The following is a 21,436-nucleotide window of genomic DNA, read 5'->3' as shown; positions in this document are numbered from 1 at the left end:
AATCATTTATCGGCGATCGCGGTTTTTCTTTATCCGTAAGAGGCGATCGCTGTTTTTCTTTATCGGTAAGGGGCGATCGCCTAGACAAAAAACTAGACCGTAGCCAATAAACCGTTATGCCTTAAAAGGGCTTCCGTTTCAGGTTCCCGTCCTCGGAAAGATTTAAACACCTCCATCGGATGCACACTGCCTCCCAAGGCTAACACCGTATCGCGAAAACGTTTACCAGTTACTTGCACAGCCTTCTCATTGTCCAAACCGATTTCTTCAAAAGCAGAAAACGCATCAGCACTAAGCATAAGCACTTCAGCCCATTTATAACTGTAGTAACCCGCCGCATAACCACCGGCAAAAATATGGCCAAAGGAACAAAGGAAATTATCTTCCGGTAAGGGTGACATAATCATCGTTGTTTTAGCCAGGCGATCGCGGATTTGTTGAACTGTTTCTGGCCCCTGGGGTTGATAGCGATGGTGTAACTCTAAATCCAATAAACTGAGATGAATTTGACGGAGCATAGCCGAACCACTCTGATAATTGCGGGCAGCTAAAAGCTTTTGATAATCCGCTTCAGGTAAGGTTTCCCCTGTTTCATAATGTTTAGCCATACTAAATAAAGTCGCTTGGTCATAACACCAATTTTCCATAAATTGACTAGGCAACTCTACCGCATCCCACTCCACATTTTGAATACCTGCCGCCCCTGGATAATTGACCTGGGTCAACATATGATGAATACCATGCCCAAACTCATGGAAAAGGGTTGTCACCTCATCAAAAGTCATTAAGCTGGGATTGCCATTAACTGGGGGCGTTTGATTACAAATTAGATAGGCAACTGGTAAGCGGAGATGAACTTGACCTTGCTCTTCCACCTTAGCCCGATTAATACAATCCCCCATCCAGGCTCCTCCCCGTTTCTCAGCAGGCCGACTGTAGGGATCCAAATAAAAATGGGCAATAACCTCTCCGATTTCATTCGCAACTTGAAAATACTGTACATCAGGATGCCAAACGGGAACGGCTGCCGATGCGGGGCTAATGGTGACAGCAAAAATTCGTCGCGCTAAACGGAACAGTCCCTCTAATACTTGAGGTAAAGGAAAGTAAGGACGCAATTCTTCCGCATTTAAGTCAAATTCTGCTTCCCGTTGTCGTTCTGACCAATAGGTAATATCCCAATGTTTGAGATCGGGTTGCTGGGCAAAGTTTTTAAGATTCTCTAAATCCTGTTGGGCTGCTTGGTAACTGGCTTGACGTAATTCTTCTAACAGCTTTTCTACCGCAGCTACACTGGGGGCCATTTTGCGAGCTAAACTGACTTCGGCGTAGGTTTGATACCCCAAAAGTTGAGCCAATTCCTGACGCAATGCCAAAATCCGCTCAATCAGAGGATTATTATCAAGCTCTCCCTGGGAAGCCCGACTAACAAATGCCTTATAGAGTTTTTCCCGTAAGCCGCGATCGCGGCTGTATTTCATAAAAGGCAAATAACTGGGATAGTCGAGAGTAATGATCCAGGGGCCATTTTCCGATGTTGCCTCCTCTTCACCCTTGGCTCTCGCTGTTTGGGCAGCCAAACTTAGGACACTTGCCGGTAAACCTGCTACTTCTTCCGGTTGAGTTAATTTCAACTCAAAAGCACGGGTTGCATCTAGCAAATGATTAGAAAACTTAGTCGAAAGTTCTGCTAACTCTAACTGGATTGCATTAAATCGTTCTCGTTTTTCCCCCTGTAATCCCACGCCAGATAATTCCGCTTCCCGAATATTGGTAGCAATAATACGCTGTTGAGCCGGAGCTAACGTTGACCAGCTATCCCCAGCTTGTAAAGATTGGAAGGCTTGATACAAAACCTGGCTTTGGCCAAGACGATTGATAAATTGCACGACCTGAGGCTGAATCGTCTCATAGGCTTCCCGCAGTTCGGGACTATTTTTGACTCCCATCAAATGACTAATTACGCCCCAAGACCAGGTTAATTGTTCCTCTAGTTGAGTCAGAGGTTCTACCAGGCCTTGCCAAGTCGGGGTAACTGAAACTTCTAAGTCGGATAGCCTTTGTTCCAACTCGGTCAGCAATTGCGTCATCGCCGGAACAACATGAAGCGTTTCAATGCGATCAAAGGGAGGTAATCCTTTCCCGATCAGCAGAGGATTTTCGGATGCGAGAACAGTAGTCATCAGAAAAATGGGTAGAAACCCCGTCCTAAAAGGACGGCTTTACAATCCCTTTCGGGAAGCTGGTTTTTAATTGCCGATAAGGTCAAGAACCAACAAACTTGTTTAAGTCCCTTCCCACAACACAACTAAGATGGCTTGTCTTACAACGCCTGACCAATAAGGCTTAGAGGGAATCCGAACTAGGGAAGTATTCGGAGGTCTGTACCAAGTTGTGTCTCAGTGTGGTAGTCGCTACTTATGTTACCTAAATTGGTTTAGGCAAGCCCCGTCCTTTTTAGGGCGGGGTTAGTGACATGTTCTTTAGAGATCAAGAACTAACTCTATCCTCAATTATGAATGAAATAAAGAGTCACAACAATGGAGATTCAAGGATTTGCTATAATCTCTGTACCATATGCCCCCAATAATGCCTTTACTCCAAGCTCTACTCCAACACATTAGAAAGCCAATGGTGCTTCTCTTTTGTCTGACCTGTTTGCTCGTTAGTCTCTGGGGACAGCGATCGCCGCTTTTATCTCAAGAAATCTTGATCATACCGCCTCCCATGACGGCTCCAACAACGGTTCCCACAACAACTCCCACAACCGCTCCATCCACCTATCCAGAAATCCGAGGCGTTTGGATTACCAACAACGATACAACTCATTTCATGGATCAAAATAAAACCCAGGAATCGGTTAATCTCCTAGCAAAACTGAATTTCAATACGCTCTATCCAGTGGTATGGAATTCGGGTTACGTTCTCTACAATAGCCCCATTGGCCAACGAGAAGGCATTCAACCCTTTGATCCCAGAGGTTATCAAGGTCAGGATGTTTTAGCGGATTTAATTACTCGTGCCCATCAAAAAGGACTCTTAGTTCTGCCTTGGTTTGAATTCGGTTTTATGGCTCCTCCCATGTCTGAACTAGTCAGTAATCATCCCCAATGGATAACACAACGTCAAGATGGTAGCAAAACCTCGATTGGGGCAGCCGGAGAAGTAGTATGGCTCAACCCATTCCATCCTCAAGTGCAGAAATTTATGACTGATTTGGTGCTAGAAGTTGTCACTCAATATGACATTGATGGCATCCAATTTGATGATCATTTAGCTCTTCCCTACGAATTTGGCTATGATCCCTATACTATTGCTCTCTATCAACAGGAAACCAAAAAAGCTCCCCCTTCTAATCCTAAAGATGCTAATTGGATGCGTTGGCGAGCCAATAAAATTACTGCCTTTGTGGCACAGTTAAATAAAGCCATTAAAACGGCTAAACCGAATATTTTATTTTCCCTTTCACCTGCTATTTATGGTTTATCTTATAATACTTATTTGCAAGATTGGTTAGCTTGGATTCGGAAAGGATTAGTAGATGAATTGATTGTGCAAGTTTATCGGACTAATCTAGCCAGTTTTATCGAACCAATTCAACGTCCTGAAATGCAAGAAGCCAAAACTAAAGTACCGACAGCAGTGGGTATTTTAACAGGATTAAAACGAAAACAAATTGCCATGCCTTTAGTGACGGAAAAAGTCAAAGCAGCAGAGGCAAATGGTTTGGGTGTGGCTTTCTTTTATTACACCACTTTATGGGATGTGGCTCCCGAACCGGCTAATCAACGTCAAGCTGTTTTTCAATCTCTTTTTGCGACTCCCGCGCCTCGAAGTTTATCGCAAAAGTTTATGCCAGTTCCCTCGACTCCTGCCAATTTTCCTAACCAACCATCTCCTTTAAGCCCCAATTCCCAGCCTAACTTACCGCAGGATAACTTTCCCTCAGAACCGACTTTGTAGTCAATCAACACTTTGACCGAAAATAACAATGCAAGGACAGTGGTGTCGTCTAGCGGGAGACGAAAAGACTTACCCTTAGAGGGGTTCAACAAAGCCCACGAATTTGAAGTAACTCCTCCCAAGTTAACCCTTTTTGAAGGATGCCGAGAGCTACGGCCGAAACTTTTCGCGTCGTAAAATGGCTGCGAACAAAGTTATGAACCATCCAAAAAAATATCTAGGGTTTGCTGAATAAGGATGAAATCCTTGCTAGACAATACTTTCAGGCATTTTACAAACGACCAGATGCAAGGTTATGGCATTTGGAGGCTCAAAATCCATGCACTTTGCTGGAAAAATGTGAGGTAAAACTGGAAACTGATCTCTGAAGTCACCATTTTTCGCGCCCTGTGGCATCTAGGTTCGTTTTGTGGACTTTTTCAGCAAGCCCTATCTAGGACTCGCTGTAATCCCACAAGGGAGCATCTCACTTATGCAATGATGATCTTGCGTAGATAATCTTGAATAGTGCCAATATAGTACAAGAGCTTACTCTGTCCATTGTCACTATTGCAACTTAATTTGTAGCATCTTACAGATTTTTTCAGTTAGGGAAGGGGCGATCGCTTTTTTTCTGGTTGAGAAAGGAAAGGGCGATCACTCTGTTAAGTTTGTCAGTTTTTATCCCAGACTAGATCTGCAAATCTCAATCGCCTGAAGAAATAAGCATCGGTTTTCCCAATTGTTGACAGGAAAGGCTCAAAGCTGTCAAAATCTCTACCAATTTTAGCCCTAGCAAAGCCTGGTCAAGGTTCGGGATCAGAGATTGACTAACGGCAGCCAAAAACTGATGACAAACTTGCTGTAAGGGTTCAGCAGAGGGAACAACTATGGGGATCGTTTCCTGAGCGACGGGGATAAAGGCATGGTCGCGGTGTTCAAATTCTCCCTTTTGCAGAATAAGCGGGTTAGGGGCTAATTCATCAAAAATCAAACTCCCCTGACTACCGACAATTACCAAGCGGCGTTGTTTATCGGGATTCAACCAACAGAGATGTAAAGAGGATTGAAAACCCCTGGGATAGCTTAAATTTGCCCAAACCAAATCAGCTAAATTTTCCTGTAGCCAGTAATGACCTTGAGCCTGTACCTGTTGGGGAAATTCTCCTAACCAATGGGAAAAAATACAGAGATCATGAATCGCTAAATCCCAAAGAGCATCCACATCTTGACGCACCGGGCCTAAATGAGTACGACTACTGTAACCATAGCGCAGTTCTCCCAACTGACCCGATTCAATAATTTCCTTGCCTTGTTTAATGGCTGGATGAAAGAGATAGGTATGATCAACCCAAAGATGACGGTGTTGCGCTTGAGCTAGTTGGATGACTTGTTCACACTCAGCAACGGTTAAACAGAGAGGTTTTTCCGCTAGGACATGACAACCCACTCTTAAACTGGCCATAATTACGTCATAATGACTACTAGCGGGAGTCGTGACAATTACTGCGTCCAGTGCGGTGGAAGCCAGTAACCCTTGCCAGTCAGTCGTTAAAAGGATCTGAGGGTCTAGATTAAATTGCTGTTGACAGTCTGCTAAGGCCTGGGGATGGGGATCGGCGATCGCCGTTAAGGTAACGAGGGGATGCTGTAACAACAAACGTAGAAAATGTTTACCCCAACGACCCACACCAAAAAGCGCGACACGAATCTGCATAAAGTATCAATTGAGCTAGGGAGACATAGAAACAAAAGTCCCTGATTTGTAGTCTAGAGCGAAAGGTAGTCATTGCCAACTTAGAAAGTATCGTTCCAATTCGCTGTCCTTTGATTTTCGTTGGCGCAAGACAAGTCCTACAGGCTTTTCCGTATTAATCTAAAATTTCTTTTTCAAAAACTTCCATATTTAGCGTTCAGGTTCTATCATTAGAAGTCCCACACACTAGATATGGAACTTGCCTCGGCAAGTCGGACGAATGAACCATTTATTTGAATGGCAGCAAAGTGGTGTCGATGAGCAACTCATCCACCTCAATGTCACAACTTTGGCGGGTACTGATCCGACCGAACATTTACTTTATGCCCCGGCCCTACCGCGTCGCAATGATGGCCGGGTGAGTGACAGTATTCTCAAGCGTTACGAGCACGTTGCCGAGGGTGGTTGGTGGTGTTCCGGTATCGATTTATTGACAGGTGAAGAGGATCTTTGGGGCTGTTTTAAGCCCAATTCCCCTCGTCTGCATTCTGAGCGAGGAAAGGTTATTAAATATGAACATCCTCCGAAAACGCCCACGGGTATTTTTGCCTTAAGGGTTCCTTTCCATCTTTGGCAACGGATTGCTAAGCGTTTTGGTCTGACCGTTTCTTCGACCGATCAAGATCATGAACAGCCCGATTTTGGCTTTTGGCAGTGGTTGATGAATCACCCTGAAATTCCCCTTTGTATTACCGAAGGCGCGAAAAAAGCAGGGGCCCTATTAACAGCCGGTTATGCGGCGATCGCCTTACCAGGGGTACACAACGGCTATCGGACACCCAGGGATGAAAGCGGCAAAAGAATTGGCAAATCCCATCTCATTCCCCCCTTACAAAAATTAGCCACCCCGAATCGAGAAATTTATATCGCTTTTGATCAAGACAATAAACCGAGTACAGTGCAAGCGGTTCATACCGCCATTAAACGGTTAGCCTATCTCTTTGCCCAGAGTCAATGTCGAGTCAAAATTGTGACCTGGGAGCCGCAACTCGGCAAGGGAGTGGATGATTTAATTGCTGAACAGGGATCAAGCTACTTTGATCAAGCTTACGAAAAGGCCCTCTCCTACGACATTTGGCAGGCCCAGAGCCTCAATCGTCTTACCTACGCGCCGAGTTTGATTCTTCAGAACCGTTATCTGCCGGATTTAAACATTCCTGAGCAGACCCAGTTTGTAGCCATTCAATCCCCCAAAGGCACCGGCAAAACCCGTTGTTTGGAAACCATTGTTAAACAGGCGATCGCCCGTCATCAACCCGTATTAGTGATTGGCCATCGCGTTCGACTGGTACAAGAACTCTGTCAACGTTTTGGACTGGGTTATATCAGCGATCTTAAGGAGAGTCCGGTGGGTCAATTACGGGGCTATGGACTCTGTATTGATTCCCTCCATCCCCAATCCCAATCCCAATTTAACCCCCAGCAATGGTCAGATTGTTTAATCATCATTGACGAAGTAGAACAGGTTCTCTGGCATATTCTCAATTCTGATACCTGTCGCTCCCATCGGGTCAGCATTCTCAAATCCCTGAAACTGTTGCTGCAAAATACCCTCGGTGGCGAAGGCCAGCTTTATGTTGCCGATGCGGATTTAAGTGATATTGCCCTGGATTATCTGCTCAGTCTCTCTGGCATTCCCCTCACGCCCTACCTAATTCAGAACCAATGGCAACCCAGCGAAAAGGAAGCTTGGACAGTCTATCACTACGACGAAAATGATCCCAGACGATTGGTAAAACATTTAGTCCAACATATTCGAGCAGGGGGCAAGCCTTTTGTTTGTCTTTCTGCCCAAAAGTTAACCAGTGCCTGGGGAACCCAAAATTTAGAAGCCTATCTCCAAAAACAATTTCCTGAAACCAAAATCCTACGATTGGATGCCGAGTCTTTAGCTGATCCCAGTCATCCTGCCCATGGTTGTCTGGGCCAATTAGACAGAATATTGATTCACTATGATGTGGTCTTGGCTAGTCCGGCCATTGAAACGGGAGTCAGTATTGATTTAAAAGATCACTTCACTTCGGTTTGGTGCATCGCCCAGGGGGTGCAAACCGCCACGACCGTTTGTCAGGCCTTAGGACGGGTGAGAGACAATATTCCCCGTCATCTCTGGGCCGCTGGCTATGGATTTAATCAAGTGGGCAACGGTTCCACTTCTATTCCTGCGTTGTTAACCTCTGGCCATCGCCTGACGGAATTAAATATTCGTTTGCTGCAACAGTGTGATCTGGAAAATTTAGACGATCTTGACACGGGTTTTCAGGCGGAGTCTCTGCTCTGTTGGGCTAAGATGGCGGTGCGAATTAATGCGGCCATGCTTCATTATCGGGAGTCAGTGTTGGCATTACTCCGAGCAGAAGGTCATTGTCTAGCGATCTATTCTCCGGCCAGCAAAGGCAAATCGACCCCAGAAAAACAACTTCAAGATAATCAGGAGAGCTTACTGGCCCAACAGCAATTGACCGATGCAATCCAGGCAGTGCGAGAAGAAAATTATCAAGCGGAATGTGAGGCGATCGCGGCGGCAACGTCATTACCTGAGTCGGATTATCAAGGGCTGAAAAAACGGCTGGTGAAAAGTCCCCAGGAACGGCGGGCAATGCGGAAGTTTGAAATACAGGCACGCTATGGTTTAACCGTTACCACCGAACTGGTTAGCTTGGATGATCAGGGCTGGTATCAAAAACTGCGACTGCATTACTTTTTAACGGTGGGCCGTCCTTTTCTCGCTGATCGAGATACCAAAATTGCCAAACTATTAATTGAACAGGGTCATGGTAGTCTTTTTCTTCCAGACTTTAATCGTTCCCAATTGGGGGCGGCGATCGGCACGATGGAGGTTTTAGGTCTTAAAGTCCTATTAACCCATCCGCAACGAGAACTCTGTCCCCTGGATAGCGATCTTCAAGCCCTTGCTACTATTGCGATCCAAAACCGTGCCGATATTAAAAATATTCTGGGAATCGGGATTGCTAAAAATGCCAGTCCGATCACCATTGTGCGTCGCTGTTTGGAGCAAATTGGCTATGGTCTAATCTTACTCAAAACCCGAAAAATCAATCGCAAAACGGTGCGGATCTATCAACTGGTTTCTCCCCAGGATGGCCGAGAATTGGTCTTTCAACGCTGGTTAGAACGCGATCTCCAATTACCTGGCAGTTCGGAAGGATGGTTTGAGGACAATTGGCCACAGTTCCAACAAACTCCCAAGGTAACTGAAATGCAAACGCCCTATGTACAGTTATCCCTTGCTTTGGATTGATCAGCGATCGCGGGTCAGGTAGCGGATGTGCGGGAGTTGCTTTAGTTGTCTAAGGTTTATTAACATCAGCAATTCCAAATTCAGAATGTAGTCAAAGATACAAAAGGCTCGATGTATTTAGGGCTTGCTGAAAAAAGCTGAAACCTTTACGGAGAAAAATAGTAGGCGAATTAAGAACCGCTAGAATGCACGAAAATAGGGTAGAATGCCTCAAAACCATTGCATTAAGAAGAGAGAAAGCAGATGTACCGAAAGCAACAGTACTCAATTGAAACACCAGAAAACTTGAAAAATCTGTTCGGCGGGCAGTTAGACGAAGAAAATCGTTGGATAGAAATGTCAAAAATGATTCCCTGGGAAGAATATGAGGAAGAATATGCAAAAAACTTCACAGAAAAAAAAGGAGCCCCAGCCAAATCATTTAGAATGGCATTAGGAGCATTAATTATCAAAGAAATTTCAGGAAAAAGTGACAGAGAAACAGTAGAACAAATAAAAGAGAACCCTTATTTACAGTACTTTATAGGAATGGAAAGCTATAGTAGCAAAGAAGCATTTAATGCGTCAATGATGGTTCATTTTCGTAAAAAAATAGGAATGGAATTAATAAATAAAATTAATAAAGAAATAGAAAAAAAGCGACGGGTGTAGCGTCAGAAAAAAAAGAAAATGAAGGAAAGTTATTGTTAGATGCGACTTGTACACCAGCAGATATAAAATATCCAACGGATATAGGAATATTGAATGATGCCAGAGAAAAAACAGAAAAAATAATAGATAAGCAATATGAAGAAATAAAAGAGAAAAGGAAAGAAAAGCCGAGGACTTATAGGGAAGTGGCAAGAAAAGAGTACTTAGCCATAGCAAAAAAACGTCGTGTGTCAAAAAAAGAAAGAAGAAAAGGAACAAAAAAACAACTAGGATATATAAAAAGAAACTTGTCTGATATAGAAAAAATGATAGAAGAGGGAGCAAAGTTAGAAAAACTAACGCAAAAAGAGCAAGAAGAGCTTGTAACGATAGGAAAAGTGTATGAGCAACAGTTAGAAATGTATGAAAAAAAGACAAATAAAGTAGAAAACAGAATTGTGAGTGTAAGCCAACCTCACGTGCGTCCAATAGTGCGTGGAAAAGCGGGAAAAGCAGTAGAGTTTGGAGCTAAAATATCGGCAAGTAATGTGAATGGCTTTGTCTTCTTAGACAAATTAAGTTGGGATAATTACAACGAATCGGGAGATTTACAAGCGCGAATAGAAGAATATAAAAGGGAAACAGGATGTTATCCGGAATCGGTTCATGTGGATAAAATCTATCGAACAAAAGCGAATCGAGCTTATTGTAAAGAAAGGGATATAAGAATGAGTGGTCCCCGATTGGGAAGACCGCCGAAAGAGGTGAGCAAAGAAAAAAAGAAAGAGGCACGCTCAGATGAAAGAGTGCGTAATGCCATTGAGGGTAAATTCGGACAGGGAAAGAGGAAATTTAGTCTTGGTCGAGTGATGGCCAAACTACCTGAGACCTCGGAAACGGTAATTGCGATGAACTTTTTGGTAATGAATCTTTCTACTCTACTTCAGAAGACAAAAAGTAAAAAGTTGTAGAGTCGTTTTTCTTGTGAAAAATGGTGTTAATTTTCCTCTCTTTTGTGAGGAGTGATTTGTGTTGACCTTTTTAGACAGAAAGGAACAATAGATTAAACAAAATCTGTATTTTGATTTGTTTCCATAAGGATAAGTTATCTATGCTTTTTCAGTCCATACTTCCCTAACCCACATTTCTTTCGTTTTTTGACTTTTTCAGCAAGCCCTATTTACTGGCAAGGGTTTTGCTATGAAAATTGCCAATTAATCAACTATACTGAACACGGTCACAAGTTGCGAATTTTAAAAATAAGAGATAATATAGTAAAAATAGAAAAAGTAGTCAAGAGGCTGAGAAATGATTAAGTTAGAATTTACGGAAGAAGACAAAAGACTGTTGTCTTACGGTCGGTTTAATCACCCGCATCCTAGAGTACAGCTAAAGATGGAAGTTTTATGGTTAAAAAGTCAGGGATTATCTCATCAAAAAATTGCTCAATTCGCAGGAGTTTCAGTAAATACGGTGACAAGCTATATCCGTGATTATCAAGAGGGCGGGATAGAAAAACTAAAAGAAATAAAATTTAATCGCCCGAAAAGCGAGTTAACAGAGCATCAAGGGAAAATTGAGACATATTTTGAGTCAAATCCACCAGCAACAATAAATGAAGCAGTAAAAAGAATAGAAGAATTAACGGGAATAAAAAGAAGTCCAACGCAAGTCAGAAAATTTTTAAAGTCAATAGGAATGAGGTGTCTAAAGGTGGGAACAATTCCATCAAAAGCAGATGTAGAAGCTCAGGATAGCTATAGGAAAAAAGAGCTAGAACCAAGGCTAGAAGAGGCAAAAGCAGGAAAAAGGGCAGTTTTCTTTGTAGATGCCTCTCATTTTGTAATGGGAGCATTTGTAAATTTTATATGGTGCTTCAAGAGGATTTTTATTAAGTCACCATCAGGGAGAAAACGTTTTAATGTGTTAGGAGCATTAAATGCAATTACCCATGAAGTAATTATGGTAACGAACAGTTCTTATATTACGGGAACTCAGGTTTGTGAACTCCTAGAAAAGATCTGACTTTTCCCGTTAAGTCCAAAATCCAGCAATGCAAACTTCTAGAGGCTTTATCTGGCAAGGGTTTGAGTAATGATTCTCTTGACAGGAAAAAAATATTCTGAAGCCATCATCCCGCTTATCGTTCAAATTTCAAAAACAAAGGATGAAGGGAGTATGAGACTGTAAAATGGAGAAAATCTTAAAGGGCAGGTCAAAAAATGTTGGAATGGTGGACAAAAAACTTTGCCAGTTGTGAATTGGGAGACGAGAGGCTAAACAATCGTGCCTTCTCGATTGGGAAAAAGTTAAGTGAGGGGTTTGGAAAAGCCTTATCAGAAGTGTTTAAGGGAGGAAACGAGTTGGAACTGGTATCGTCTGATCAAAGTTGGAAAAAGTTATGGTGTAAGGCTTTGAGAAAATAGAAAAATAGTTTAAGACTAGACATCGGCCCGTTATTATTATACTATCATTATTGTCATTATATCAAAGAAGAAGGAAACAGAAAACAATGTCAATATTAAAGAAAAGCTCTATGGAAATCCTGAATGATGTTGGCTTGTGCCAAGAGAAAGAGGATGCCTTATTCAAGAAAAACTGTCCTCATTGCTATAGTGAAAACGTAAAAATACATTCTCATTATCAAACGAAAGGTAACGGGGAACGTAAAATGTTCATTTGTCAAGAATGTAGTTCTTGTTTTGCTGAGACTTATGGTAGCGTAATCGCTGGCTTAGAAACCCCATTAAGTGAAATTGTAAAAGTATTAAAAGCCAGAATGGAAGGAATAGGATTAAATGCAGCAGCCCGAGCATTCGGCTACGCAAAAACAACAATATTGAATTGGGAAAAGAAATTATCAGGATTACAAGAGACATTATTTTTATACGCCTTAGTGAATGAATTTGTTAAATTAGTAATAGAAGGGGATGAACTATACACAAAAGTTGGAAAAAATAAAGAAGCAAGTGCCTCTGAGGGGTGGACAATCGTGCTCATGGAGAGGGCTAGCCGCTTTATTTGGCATTTAAAATGTGGTCGAAAAGAGCAGAAATTATTTCTAGAAGCAATGATGACGGTAGCGGAATTATTTGAAAGGAGTGCAGAATCTCTCCAGTTATTTACAGATGGAGAAAAGCGATATAGTCAACTGCTATTTGATATTTGTCACGAAGTATTAAGGACTGGAAAGCGAGGTCGTCCCACCAAAGTATTACCGAAAGGTATGGTGGTAAGACTAAAAAATAAGAGTAGTAAACGTCGAGATTCTGAGGGTAAACTAAAGAAAGTAGAAACTCCGAAACCAGAACATCCAGAGACAACAGAAAAACCAGAAGAAAAGGATATCCATGCCAACCACGTTGAGGCATTTAATAGTGCTATCCGACGCTATTTAGCCGCCTTTCGTCGTCGTACAAATACTTATGCTAAATCTGTTGTGGGATTACAGCGAGTCCTAGATATTTTCTGGATGGTTCATAACTTTGTTCGCAGCCATTTTACGACTAGAGAAGTTCCTGCTGTAGCTCTCGGTATAATTGAAAAAGGGTTAACTTGGGAGGACTTACTCCAAATTCGCCTGATTTCTTGAACCTCTCGTATTGCAACGTTTGTAGCTTCTAGCTAGACGATACCAGTGCCAACGAGTTAAAGAGGGCCTATGAATTTTTGGGAATCCGAAAACAGACTTTGTCAAGATAATAGAGCCGCACTGTGAAATGACAACTGCCGCCGTAGAAGAATATAAGATAATGCTATCAGTCGGAGATACGACCTTCTTAGATTATCGCAATATCAAGGAAAAAAGGGAAGGGTATGGGCCGACTGGAAAAGGAGGGAATGGATTAATACTGCATAGTGCTTTAGCAATTGAGCCAGAAAAAGGACAAGTATTAGGTTTATTATGGCAAAAACTGTGGAATAGGGAGGTAAAAGAAAAGCCCCCAACAGATGAAACGGCGAAGCAGAAAAAAGAAAGACAGAAAGAACAAAGAAAAGCAGCTCGTCAAAGACCATTTGAGGAAAAAGAATCCTACAAATGGGTAGAGGCTCTAAACACCTGTGAGAAACAGGTAGAAAGTTCAACGAGGGTAATTCATGTATTTGACAGAGAAGGAGATGTTTCAGAAGTCTTTGACTCAGTGCGTCAACTCAAGCATACAGGAGTGCTGGTCAGAGCGTCTCATAATCGTAGTTTAGACAAAAATAGTGAACGACTTTGGCAACATTTGGAATCAGAACCGATTCGTTTTCATCAAGAAATCGAGATTCCGAGTACAGGAAAAAGAAAAGCACGGAAGGTTAAGCTTGCCGTCCGATTTTGCTCAGTTAATCTACGAACTCCCTATCGTTTTGATAATCGTGACCCGTTGAATGTCTATGCTGTTTATGCGACAGAAATCGATTGTCCCGAAGGCGAAACTCCTTTATCTTGGATGCTTCTGACTACAGAAGTTGTTGAGACTATTGAGATGGCTGTCACTATTCTTCGTTGGTACACCTACCGATGGCGGGTTGAAGAATTTCATAAAGTCCTTAAGTCTGGTTGTCAGAGTGAGCGTTATCGACTTGCCTCTGATGGAATGAAAACTCTTTTGGGTTTTTTAAGTGTCATTGCTGTTGAACTTTTACACGTTACTTATCTTCATCGTACCCAGCCCGATGCTCTCGCGATTGAAATTCTTAATCCTCTTCAACTTCAGGTGTTAAAAGCAGCCGCCTCTCAAAAACTTCCCCCTATTTTGACTGTTGCTTGGGCTGTCGAGTCTGTTGCTTTTCTTGGTGGTTATCTTGAACATCGTCGTAAAACTCCTCTCGGTATCCAAGTCCTTTGGCGCGGTTGGTTGAAGTTGCATGACCTTTGCCAAGGCTGGCAGCTTGCAATCCGCACTTAACGGGAAAAGTCAGCTAGAAAAGATAGCAGAATTAGGACTATTAATACCGATTACGTTGGTATTAGACAATGCTCGTTATCAAAAATGCCGAATTGTGCAGGAGTTGGCAGAATCATTAGGAATAGAGTTACTGTACTTACCTCCTTATTCTCCTAACTTGAATTTAATTGAAAGACTGTGGAAGTTTGTGAAGAAGAAGTGTTTATACGCAAAATATTATGAAAATTTTACGCAGTTTTCTGCAGCAATTTCAGGATGTCTTGAAGATGCTAACGTAAAATATAAGGAGGAGCTTGATTCTTTGCTCACCTTACGATTTCAACGCTTTGATAAATCTCAGATTATGAACGTTTGAAGTATACTTCGATGCTTCCAAAGTCCTTCTGTTTCTCTGGTTCCGTATATTTGCGCAGGATACGAGCTGATTCGGTGAGATGCTGTTTTAACAGTGCTTTTTCTTCTGGGGGAATCGGTAACATACTTTTTTCGCTCATCAGTTTTTTTCCATTTTACCCCAGATTCTATGTACTACTTTATCCGGGATGTACCCAGCAGAACCGACAATCAACCGATTTTCTCGTTGTAACTTTTCGGCGATCGCCTCCCGAATCCAAACGTCTCGACGATGAGAAGGTAACTGATTAAAAATATCACTGGTTAAAGAGACTGTAATCTGCTTAATGACTTCTTTAGCTTTTATGCCCATATCAATATCCCTAATTTTTGGTTAAATTTAGCATTTTTATTTTATCTTAAAGATGAGACGGGCAAAACCAACACTCTAAATTTTTGAGATATCAATCAAGGCCCAGTCTGATGTAAAATTGCTTAGAAATGCGATCGCCCTCTGTTTAATTAAGTAGCTGGTTGCAATTAAATATAAAATGTAGGATAGGCATCCTGCCTGTCCACAGGCTAGAAGCCTGTTCTACGATCTAACAATTAATTAAGCCCACTTACTAGAATTAATTCTTGATTAATCCCTTAGATTGTAAAAAAGACTTAGCAGATTCCTCCACAGATTTAACTTGATTATCAACTTGATAATTTAATTGCTGCATTTCTTCCGCCGAAATTTGACCCGATAATTTTAAAACAGCCGTGCGTAATTGGGGATATTTTTGCAGAATTTTTTCATTAAAAACAGGAACCGCATCATAGGGCGGAAAATAATGTTTATCATCTTGCAAAATCACTAACTTTAAAATAGGAATCAAACCATCCGTCGAATTTCCCGCTACCAAATCTACCTGTTTATCCGCCAAAGCCCGATACATTAAACCCAAATCCATTTCCTTGGGAGCCTTGGCAAATTCTAAACCGTAGGTTTTAGCTAAACCAGGAAATCCATCTTCTCTCGCTAAAAATTCGTAGCCAAATCCTGCTTGCCATTGATTGGTATAACGAGCCGCTTCTGAAAGAGTTTTAATCTTTAAACGTTGGGCATCGGCTCCACGAATAACGATCGCAAAGGTATTTTCAAAGCCCAAAGAAGGAAAGACCGTTAAAGCCAATTGTTCTTGATAGGCCTGTTTAACGAGACGGTAAACTTCCTGGGAATTATTAATAATCGGTTCTTTTAAAATCGCCGTTAATGCCGTTCCCGTATATTCCACATAACCCGCAATTTTGCCCGCTTTAACTGCTTCATGGCAAATAAACGTTCCCCCTAAATTAAACTTGCGATCAACTTTTAAATTGGTATTATTTTCAATTTGTTGAGCTAATATTTCACTTAAAATGACCTGCTCCGTGAAATTTTTAGAACCAATCGTAATTTCTCCAACACTTTTATTATTAAAGTTTATTTGTTGATAAAAAATACCGATAGAGCTAAATAGTAAAAATCCTGCTAAACTCAACCAAATTAATCGCTTTTTTCGAGAAAAAGGTTGGCGAGGAGTCCGTCGGGTTAATTGTTTTTCTAACCAACCGATTCCCCAATCTGCACTTAGGGCAATCAAAGCAGAGGGAATGGCCCCTGCTAAAATAAGTTGATTATTAACTGTTGAAATTCCCCGAAAAATAAAGGTTCCCAAACCTCCCGCCCCGATCGCGGCCGCAATGGTGGCAATGCCCACACAAATGACAGTCGAAACTCGAATACCTGTCAGAATAACGTTGAGCGCGAGGGGTAATTCAATATAAAACAAAACCTGTCTGCGACTCATTCCCATCGATAAGCCCGCTTCGATGAAACCTGGATCAACTTGATTTAACCCTGTGTAGGTATTGAGGATGAGGGGCAAGAGGGCATAGAGCGTCAGGGCGACAATAGCGGGAACTTTACCAATACCACCGAGCAGAGGAACGGTAATTAAAAAGCCAAAAATTGCCAGACTGGGAATGGTTTGAATAGCGTTGGCAATCACCAAAATGGGCTTGGCAGACTGTTTCTGGCGAGTAATAAAAATTCCCAAAGGAATGCTGATCGTGATCGCGCTTGCCATTGCAATCAGAACTAAAACGAGATGTTCTCCCGTTCTCAGCAGAATTTCAGTAATTAATTCCATATTTCAAGCTTATGAGGTAAGTAGCTGGTTACAATTAAATATAAAACGTGGGATGGGCATCCTGCCATTGGTGTCAACTTAAGCCAAAATGCCTACTCACAAAAGATTAGCCTAAAAGCAGGCGGAAGTAAGAGTAGGCTGAAAAAAAGGTTAGTATATAAAAAAGTGAGCAAAAAACAAATGGCAAGACAACATCCTCGGAGAAAAGGAAACCCAGACTTACGTCGTAAGACAAATCAGCCAGGGGTAGAAATCCCTGAAATAACAAAAGAGTTGTTTGAATTACTAGAACCCACAATGTTTACACCATTAAAATATTTACAGGGAACTCATGAGAAAATGATGAGAGATAGGGTGTTAAATTTACCAGTAATGGTGGCATTAGTGTTAAGTATAGTGTATCGTCAAATAGCGGGTATAAGTGAAGCGGTAAGACTGTTAGAGGAAGAGGGATTGCTATGGGTAGCATCATTAAAAGTAAGCAAACAGGCAGTATCAAAAAGAATGATGAATGTGCCAGCCGAAATATTTGCAATATTACTAAAAGGAGTGTTAGAAAAAGCAGCCGAAAAAGGGAAGAAGCTCCAAGTAGGAGAAAAATGGGAAAAAATAAGAGAAAAGTTTAGTGCAGTGTGGATAGCAGATGGCTAAACGCTAGAGCAGATAAGGAAAAATATGAAAATAAGTAAAGAAGAAAAGAGTAAATTGGGGGGTAAAATAATGATGGTAGTGGAAGCCTTTACCCAAAGACCCGTTACTTTATGGTACACAGAAAATGATAAATCAAATGATAAAATATGGTGTGAAGAATTGGCAGCTAAATTACCAGAAAATGGTTTAATTCTCGTAGATATGGGATTTTTTAGCTTTGTGTGGTTTGATTTGTTAACAGAAGCTAAAAAGTTTTTTCTAACCAGATTTAGAGCGGGTACATCTTACAAAACCAAACAAGTATTGTCTCAAGGTAGTCATTACAGAGATGAGATTATCATTATGGGAAATTACCGTTCTAATCCTTGCAAGCATCCGGTGAGATTAGTCTCAGTATTATGGGGAACAATCTGGTATCAGTATTTAACAAATGTGTTGTCTCCCGAACAACTGTCCGCCGAAGAGGTCTGTGATTTATATCGAAGACGATGGACAATCGAAGAGGGTGCGACCTTTAGTTGATAAAAGCTGTTGTAATCAGGGTTCTACAGGGAACCCATATTGATCAAGTTTTGCCCAAAATTGACTCCATCGTTCCTTGGTCAATACCAAAGCTCGTAGGCTCAAAATAATTCCTGCTCCTTTTTCCTTCCATCGCATCCCTGAACAACATAATCGTTGTTTGACCAACGTCTTACAAGCTGCTTCCGTAACACCTGAACCAATCGGATACTTTTTCTCTATGTATTCAGCATAATCCATTTGATGCTGATGATTCTCGTAATAAGTAATCGCCGCTTGTAGTTTCTCGGTAAGATTCTTAGAATGACTTTTTTCTTCTTTGACTTCTTTCATCAGATTTAGCAGTTCTCCTGCTTTTCCTTTTTCATGCTTGAGTTCTCGACAATTTTCAGTCAACCATTCTTTTTGTTTTGACACGGTATTCGGATGCAACGCTTCTGCCAAGGCACCTAAGTAACCAGAGGCATGATAGAAATCTAATATCTGTTCTTCCGTTTGCTTTTCTAAAAACTTCCAATTTGATTCTGCCCCGTCTGCTATCCCGACCAATGTTGCCTCTGGATAACGGTTTTTCGCTCGCTCAATTTCTCTTTCTAATCTTTCTAGAAAACTCTTTTTTCCATACTCTGGTGCCGCACCTAGATAGATTGTAGGTTGACGTTCGCCTTCACTATCGTATAGGGAAACGGTTCCCACCATTGCTTCACGGTAGCCATCCTCACACATCAGCATACAGGTTCCATCTAATCCTATTCCCACTGTTGCAATTTGGCTATCCTCCTTGGGCGGGGCATAACTCCACGCTTCTTCTTTTGCCTGTACCACACTTCCTACTGCTTCACTCAATCTTTGGATATAGGATAGCGCTACTTTTCTACCATGATTTTCTAATAAATCATTTTTCACCTCTTTGCCTGCCATCCCTGACATTTTTGAGGATACCTGTTTTGCCAATAATGGCGTTGATGTTATGATTATCCTTGCTTCTCTTTCTAAGGGGCAATACGTTTTTCCTCCTACTGAACGCTGATATACATGACGATTCACTATAACCTCACCATAAGGTGTTTGATATTCTTTCGGTTGCTCTCCCTTACTCTTCCAGATTTCTTCACCGATTTTTAAGGGTGAACCATCTGTATCTAAATATTTCAAGGCTTCTTTGCTGGCGATGCAACCTACTTCGTTTAAGCCTTTTTGAATATTTATTTCTGTATCCAACATTGAACGACTGAGTTCTAATGTTAGTTCTATTTTTATCTTTGAACCCTCTACATTAATTAGTTTTGCTGTCATCATTGTTTCCTCTTTGTCACTTTTCATCCCATGTTAACACTTTTCTTTTCCTTCATCAACTAAAGGTCACACCCATCGAAGAAGCCTTTTTATTAACGAAAAGACTTTTAGGACTAGCCTATTTATGGGTAGGGAATAAGAATGGTGTCCAAATCCAGATTATTTGCACTTTGATTTTCTATACGGTCTTAAATCAATTGGTAGGGGAAGTGGCGATTGCTCTAAATCAACCGAAAGAAAAAATCTCAGTAGAGATGGTGTTTCGGAGTCTATACTATGTAGCGAAGGCTATTGCTAGAGGAGAAAAGCCTGATACAGTAACCTATCTGGCTGAACGTGCTAAGTTATTTGGTTTGGTCAAAGCTGAGAGAAAGCGACATCGAGAAAAGGCCGCTCTCAATCAACAAATTTGGGAACCCATTCCTTTAAGTTGACACGGATGGCATCCTGCCCGTCCACAGGCTAGAAGCCTGTTCTACTATCTAACAATTAATTAAGCCCACTTACTTAAGGGGTTTAAATTCCTTGTTGATCATCAAAATGTAGATTCTCGGAATCATCGGCGTTGCGATCGCCTATTATCTTCGTCATCAACAAACCGTAGAAACCTAGTTACAAGAATGAGAACAATTAGCTGAATCAGTACAAGCGCGATTAACTCATATGAGACTGGGGGACAGGGAGAGGGGGAGACTGGGAGACTGGGAGAATGGGGAGGATAAATTGTTAGGAATGGGGGCTTTTTTGCGATTAAGTTCGTCAATTTTAAAATGAAGTATGTGGTCTAAAAGCTTTTAAGCTGTCATCAGTTTAACTTGCAATAATACTTGAGCCCTTGTTTTTGATTTTACGTCCCCAACATATTGTCAATCCACCTTCATTAAGAAGTTTATGGATGAGAGATTCTAATTCTTCAATTGATTTGAATAATTTATTTGCAATATATTCTTTTGCTGAATGCCATACCAATTCCATTAAATTATAATCGGGACTATAGGGGGGTAAAAACTCCAAAATAATGTTTGGCATTTCTTCCGTGCTCTCGTCTAGAATTTCTTGCTTTTTGTGGAAGCTCGCATTATCTAAAATAATCACAATCTTCAGACCATTCTTTTCAAAGTCTTCTTTTTTATTTCCTTGTTCTATCCATTCTCTTTGTATGTCTTTGTAAAATTTTAATAATACACTCTTGAAGTTCTGAGAGTTACCAGTGGGAATCAAATCAACCCACCGTTTTTTGTCAGTATATCTAATACCACCCATTACATTGACTCTTCCTTTTCTTCTATCTCCCCTCACTTTTTTACGCTTTCCTTTTTTTGTCCAATGTTTTCTCCGTATTACTCTTAAGCTGAAGCCACTTTCATCCCAAAACCATATCTGGATTGATTCTGGCTTTTCTTTCAAAAGCTTCTTGTACTCTTCAACTTTCTTTCTAAATTCCTCTCTTTTTTGCTCATCTTTTTTATCTTCTAGACTATATTTTGCCCAGATGTAGACAAATCGCTTTTTTTTAAGCATATTTCTAAGTTGTGTATTTCCTAACAATATACCCGTTTCTTTTTCCATATGAGTTGATAGTCTTGCTACTGTCCAACGTCCAAATTCATATCCAAACTCTTCAGGCTCTTTGATTATTATCTCCGTCAATTTCTCTATGTATTCTTCTGTTACTTTCCTGTGATTTCCTTTTTTTCTTTTGTCTCTTAAGCTTTCTATCTCTTTCGGATTTCCATTATTGCACCAGTACCACACTTGTCGTTTGCAACATCCTAATAATCCTGATATTTCATCATACGTTTTTCCTTCATTTCTCAGTAACATAATCAATATTCTCTCTCTTGTAACTGCGTGCTCTTCCGTTTTAAGGGCTTTTTGTAGCTCTTTCTTGGTCTTTTGGTCTAAGAAGTTTAACGTCAGCATAGTCATACAAAAAAGTAAGTCTATATATTCTACCTTATATCCACTT

General features: G+C 41.1%; 14 protein-coding genes and 4 pseudogenes. 11 read left to right on the top strand and 7 right to left on the bottom strand.

The window, feature by feature from the left end; genetic code table 11:
• Positions 1-92 precede the first annotated feature (92 nt).
• On the bottom strand, positions 93-2,183 hold the full coding sequence (locus KA717_06280) for a M3 family metallopeptidase (GenBank protein UXE62392.1): 2,091 nt from the start codon (positions 2,181-2,183) through the stop codon (positions 93-95).
• A 448-nt stretch (positions 2,184-2,631) separates the two neighbouring features.
• Between KA717_06280 and KA717_06275 the strand changes: the two genes are divergently transcribed.
• Positions 2,632-3,963, top strand: a complete 1,332-nt coding sequence (locus tag KA717_06275) for a family 10 glycosylhydrolase (GenBank protein ID UXE62391.1) — start codon at positions 2,632-2,634, stop codon at positions 3,961-3,963.
• Positions 3,964-4,648: 685 nt separating this feature from the next.
• Here the strand turns inward: KA717_06275 and KA717_06270 are convergent.
• Positions 4,649-5,659, bottom strand: coding sequence for a Gfo/Idh/MocA family oxidoreductase (locus KA717_06270; protein UXE62390.1), 1,011 nt, complete (start codon positions 5,657-5,659; stop codon positions 4,649-4,651).
• Between the two features lie 259 nt (positions 5,660-5,918).
• Between KA717_06270 and KA717_06265 the strand changes: the two genes are divergently transcribed.
• The 7 genes and pseudogenes from KA717_06265 (at position 5,919) to KA717_06235 (ending at position 14,840) form a co-directional block, all read left to right on the top strand.
• Complete coding sequence (locus KA717_06265) at positions 5,919-8,960, top strand: DUF3854 domain-containing protein (protein UXE62389.1); 3,042 nt, start codon at positions 5,919-5,921, stop codon at positions 8,958-8,960.
• 243 nt (positions 8,961-9,203) lie between these two features.
• Positions 9,204-10,540: pseudogene (locus KA717_06260) on the top strand (IS5 family transposase).
• A 358-nt stretch (positions 10,541-10,898) separates the two neighbouring features.
• Positions 10,899-11,600, top strand: a pseudogene (locus tag KA717_06255) (IS630 family transposase).
• A 212-nt stretch (positions 11,601-11,812) separates the two neighbouring features.
• The gene (locus KA717_06250) at positions 11,813-12,016 is read left to right on the top strand and encodes a transposase (protein ID UXE62388.1); all 204 of its coding nucleotides are present in this window, start codon (positions 11,813-11,815) and stop codon (positions 12,014-12,016) included.
• A gap of 86 nt (positions 12,017-12,102) precedes the next feature.
• A complete protein-coding gene (locus KA717_06245) occupies positions 12,103-13,182 on the top strand; it encodes an IS1 family transposase (GenBank protein UXE62387.1) in 1,080 nt (359 codons plus the stop codon).
• Positions 13,183-13,309: 127 nt separating this feature from the next.
• On the top strand, positions 13,310-14,485 hold the full coding sequence (locus tag KA717_06240; protein ID UXE62386.1) for an IS4 family transposase: 1,176 nt from the start codon (positions 13,310-13,312) through the stop codon (positions 14,483-14,485).
• 19 nt (positions 14,486-14,504) lie between these two features.
• Positions 14,505-14,840 (top strand): annotated as a pseudogene (locus KA717_06235) (transposase).
• Here the strand turns inward: KA717_06235 and KA717_06230 are convergent.
• From KA717_06230 to KA717_06220, 3 genes are all read right to left on the bottom strand, one after another.
• On the bottom strand, positions 14,827-14,979 hold the full coding sequence (locus KA717_06230) for a hypothetical protein (GenBank protein ID UXE62385.1): 153 nt from the start codon (positions 14,977-14,979) through the stop codon (positions 14,827-14,829). The pseudogene KA717_06235 and the gene KA717_06230 sit on opposite strands and share 14 nt — an antisense overlap.
• Positions 14,979-15,191: a hypothetical protein gene (locus tag KA717_06225; GenBank protein UXE62384.1), complete on the bottom strand. Its 213-nt coding sequence runs from the start codon at positions 15,189-15,191 to the stop codon at positions 14,979-14,981. Before KA717_06225 ends, KA717_06230 begins: the two co-directional genes overlap by 1 nt.
• A 259-nt stretch (positions 15,192-15,450) precedes the next feature.
• Positions 15,451-16,998 carry an ABC transporter permease subunit gene (locus KA717_06220; GenBank protein UXE62383.1) on the bottom strand — a complete coding sequence of 516 codons (1,548 nt, stop codon included), beginning with the start codon at positions 16,996-16,998 and terminating at the stop codon, positions 15,451-15,453.
• Between the two features lie 165 nt (positions 16,999-17,163).
• Between KA717_06220 and KA717_06215 the strand changes: the two genes are divergently transcribed.
• Together KA717_06215 and KA717_06210 are read left to right on the top strand one after the other, a co-directional pair.
• Positions 17,164-17,649 carry a hypothetical protein gene (locus KA717_06215; GenBank protein ID UXE62382.1) on the top strand — a complete coding sequence of 162 codons (486 nt, stop codon included), beginning with the start codon at positions 17,164-17,166 and terminating at the stop codon, positions 17,647-17,649.
• Between the two features lie 24 nt (positions 17,650-17,673).
• On the top strand, positions 17,674-18,171 hold the full coding sequence (locus tag KA717_06210) for a transposase (protein UXE62381.1): 498 nt from the start codon (positions 17,674-17,676) through the stop codon (positions 18,169-18,171).
• A 15-nt stretch (positions 18,172-18,186) separates the two neighbouring features.
• Here the strand turns inward: KA717_06210 and KA717_06205 are convergent, their stop codons facing one another.
• Positions 18,187-19,467, bottom strand: coding sequence for an ISKra4 family transposase (locus KA717_06205; protein ID UXE64568.1), 1,281 nt, complete (start codon positions 19,465-19,467; stop codon positions 18,187-18,189).
• 77 nt (positions 19,468-19,544) lie between these two features.
• Here KA717_06205 and KA717_06200 point away from each other — a divergent pair.
• Positions 19,545-19,901 (top strand): annotated as a pseudogene (locus tag KA717_06200) (IS4 family transposase).
• A 376-nt stretch (positions 19,902-20,277) separates the two neighbouring features.
• Here KA717_06200 and KA717_06195 read toward each other — a convergent pair.
• On the bottom strand, positions 20,278-21,390 hold the full coding sequence (locus tag KA717_06195; GenBank protein UXE64567.1) for an IS630 family transposase: 1,113 nt from the start codon (positions 21,388-21,390) through the stop codon (positions 20,278-20,280).
• Positions 21,391-21,436 lie beyond the last annotated feature (46 nt).

Origin of the sequence: Woronichinia naegeliana WA131 (genome assembly GCA_025370055.1) — a bacterium.
GTDB classification, from domain to species: domain Bacteria; phylum Cyanobacteriota; class Cyanobacteriia; order Cyanobacteriales; family Microcystaceae; genus Woronichinia; species Woronichinia naegeliana.
This window is presented reverse-complemented; position numbering and strand designations above follow the sequence as displayed.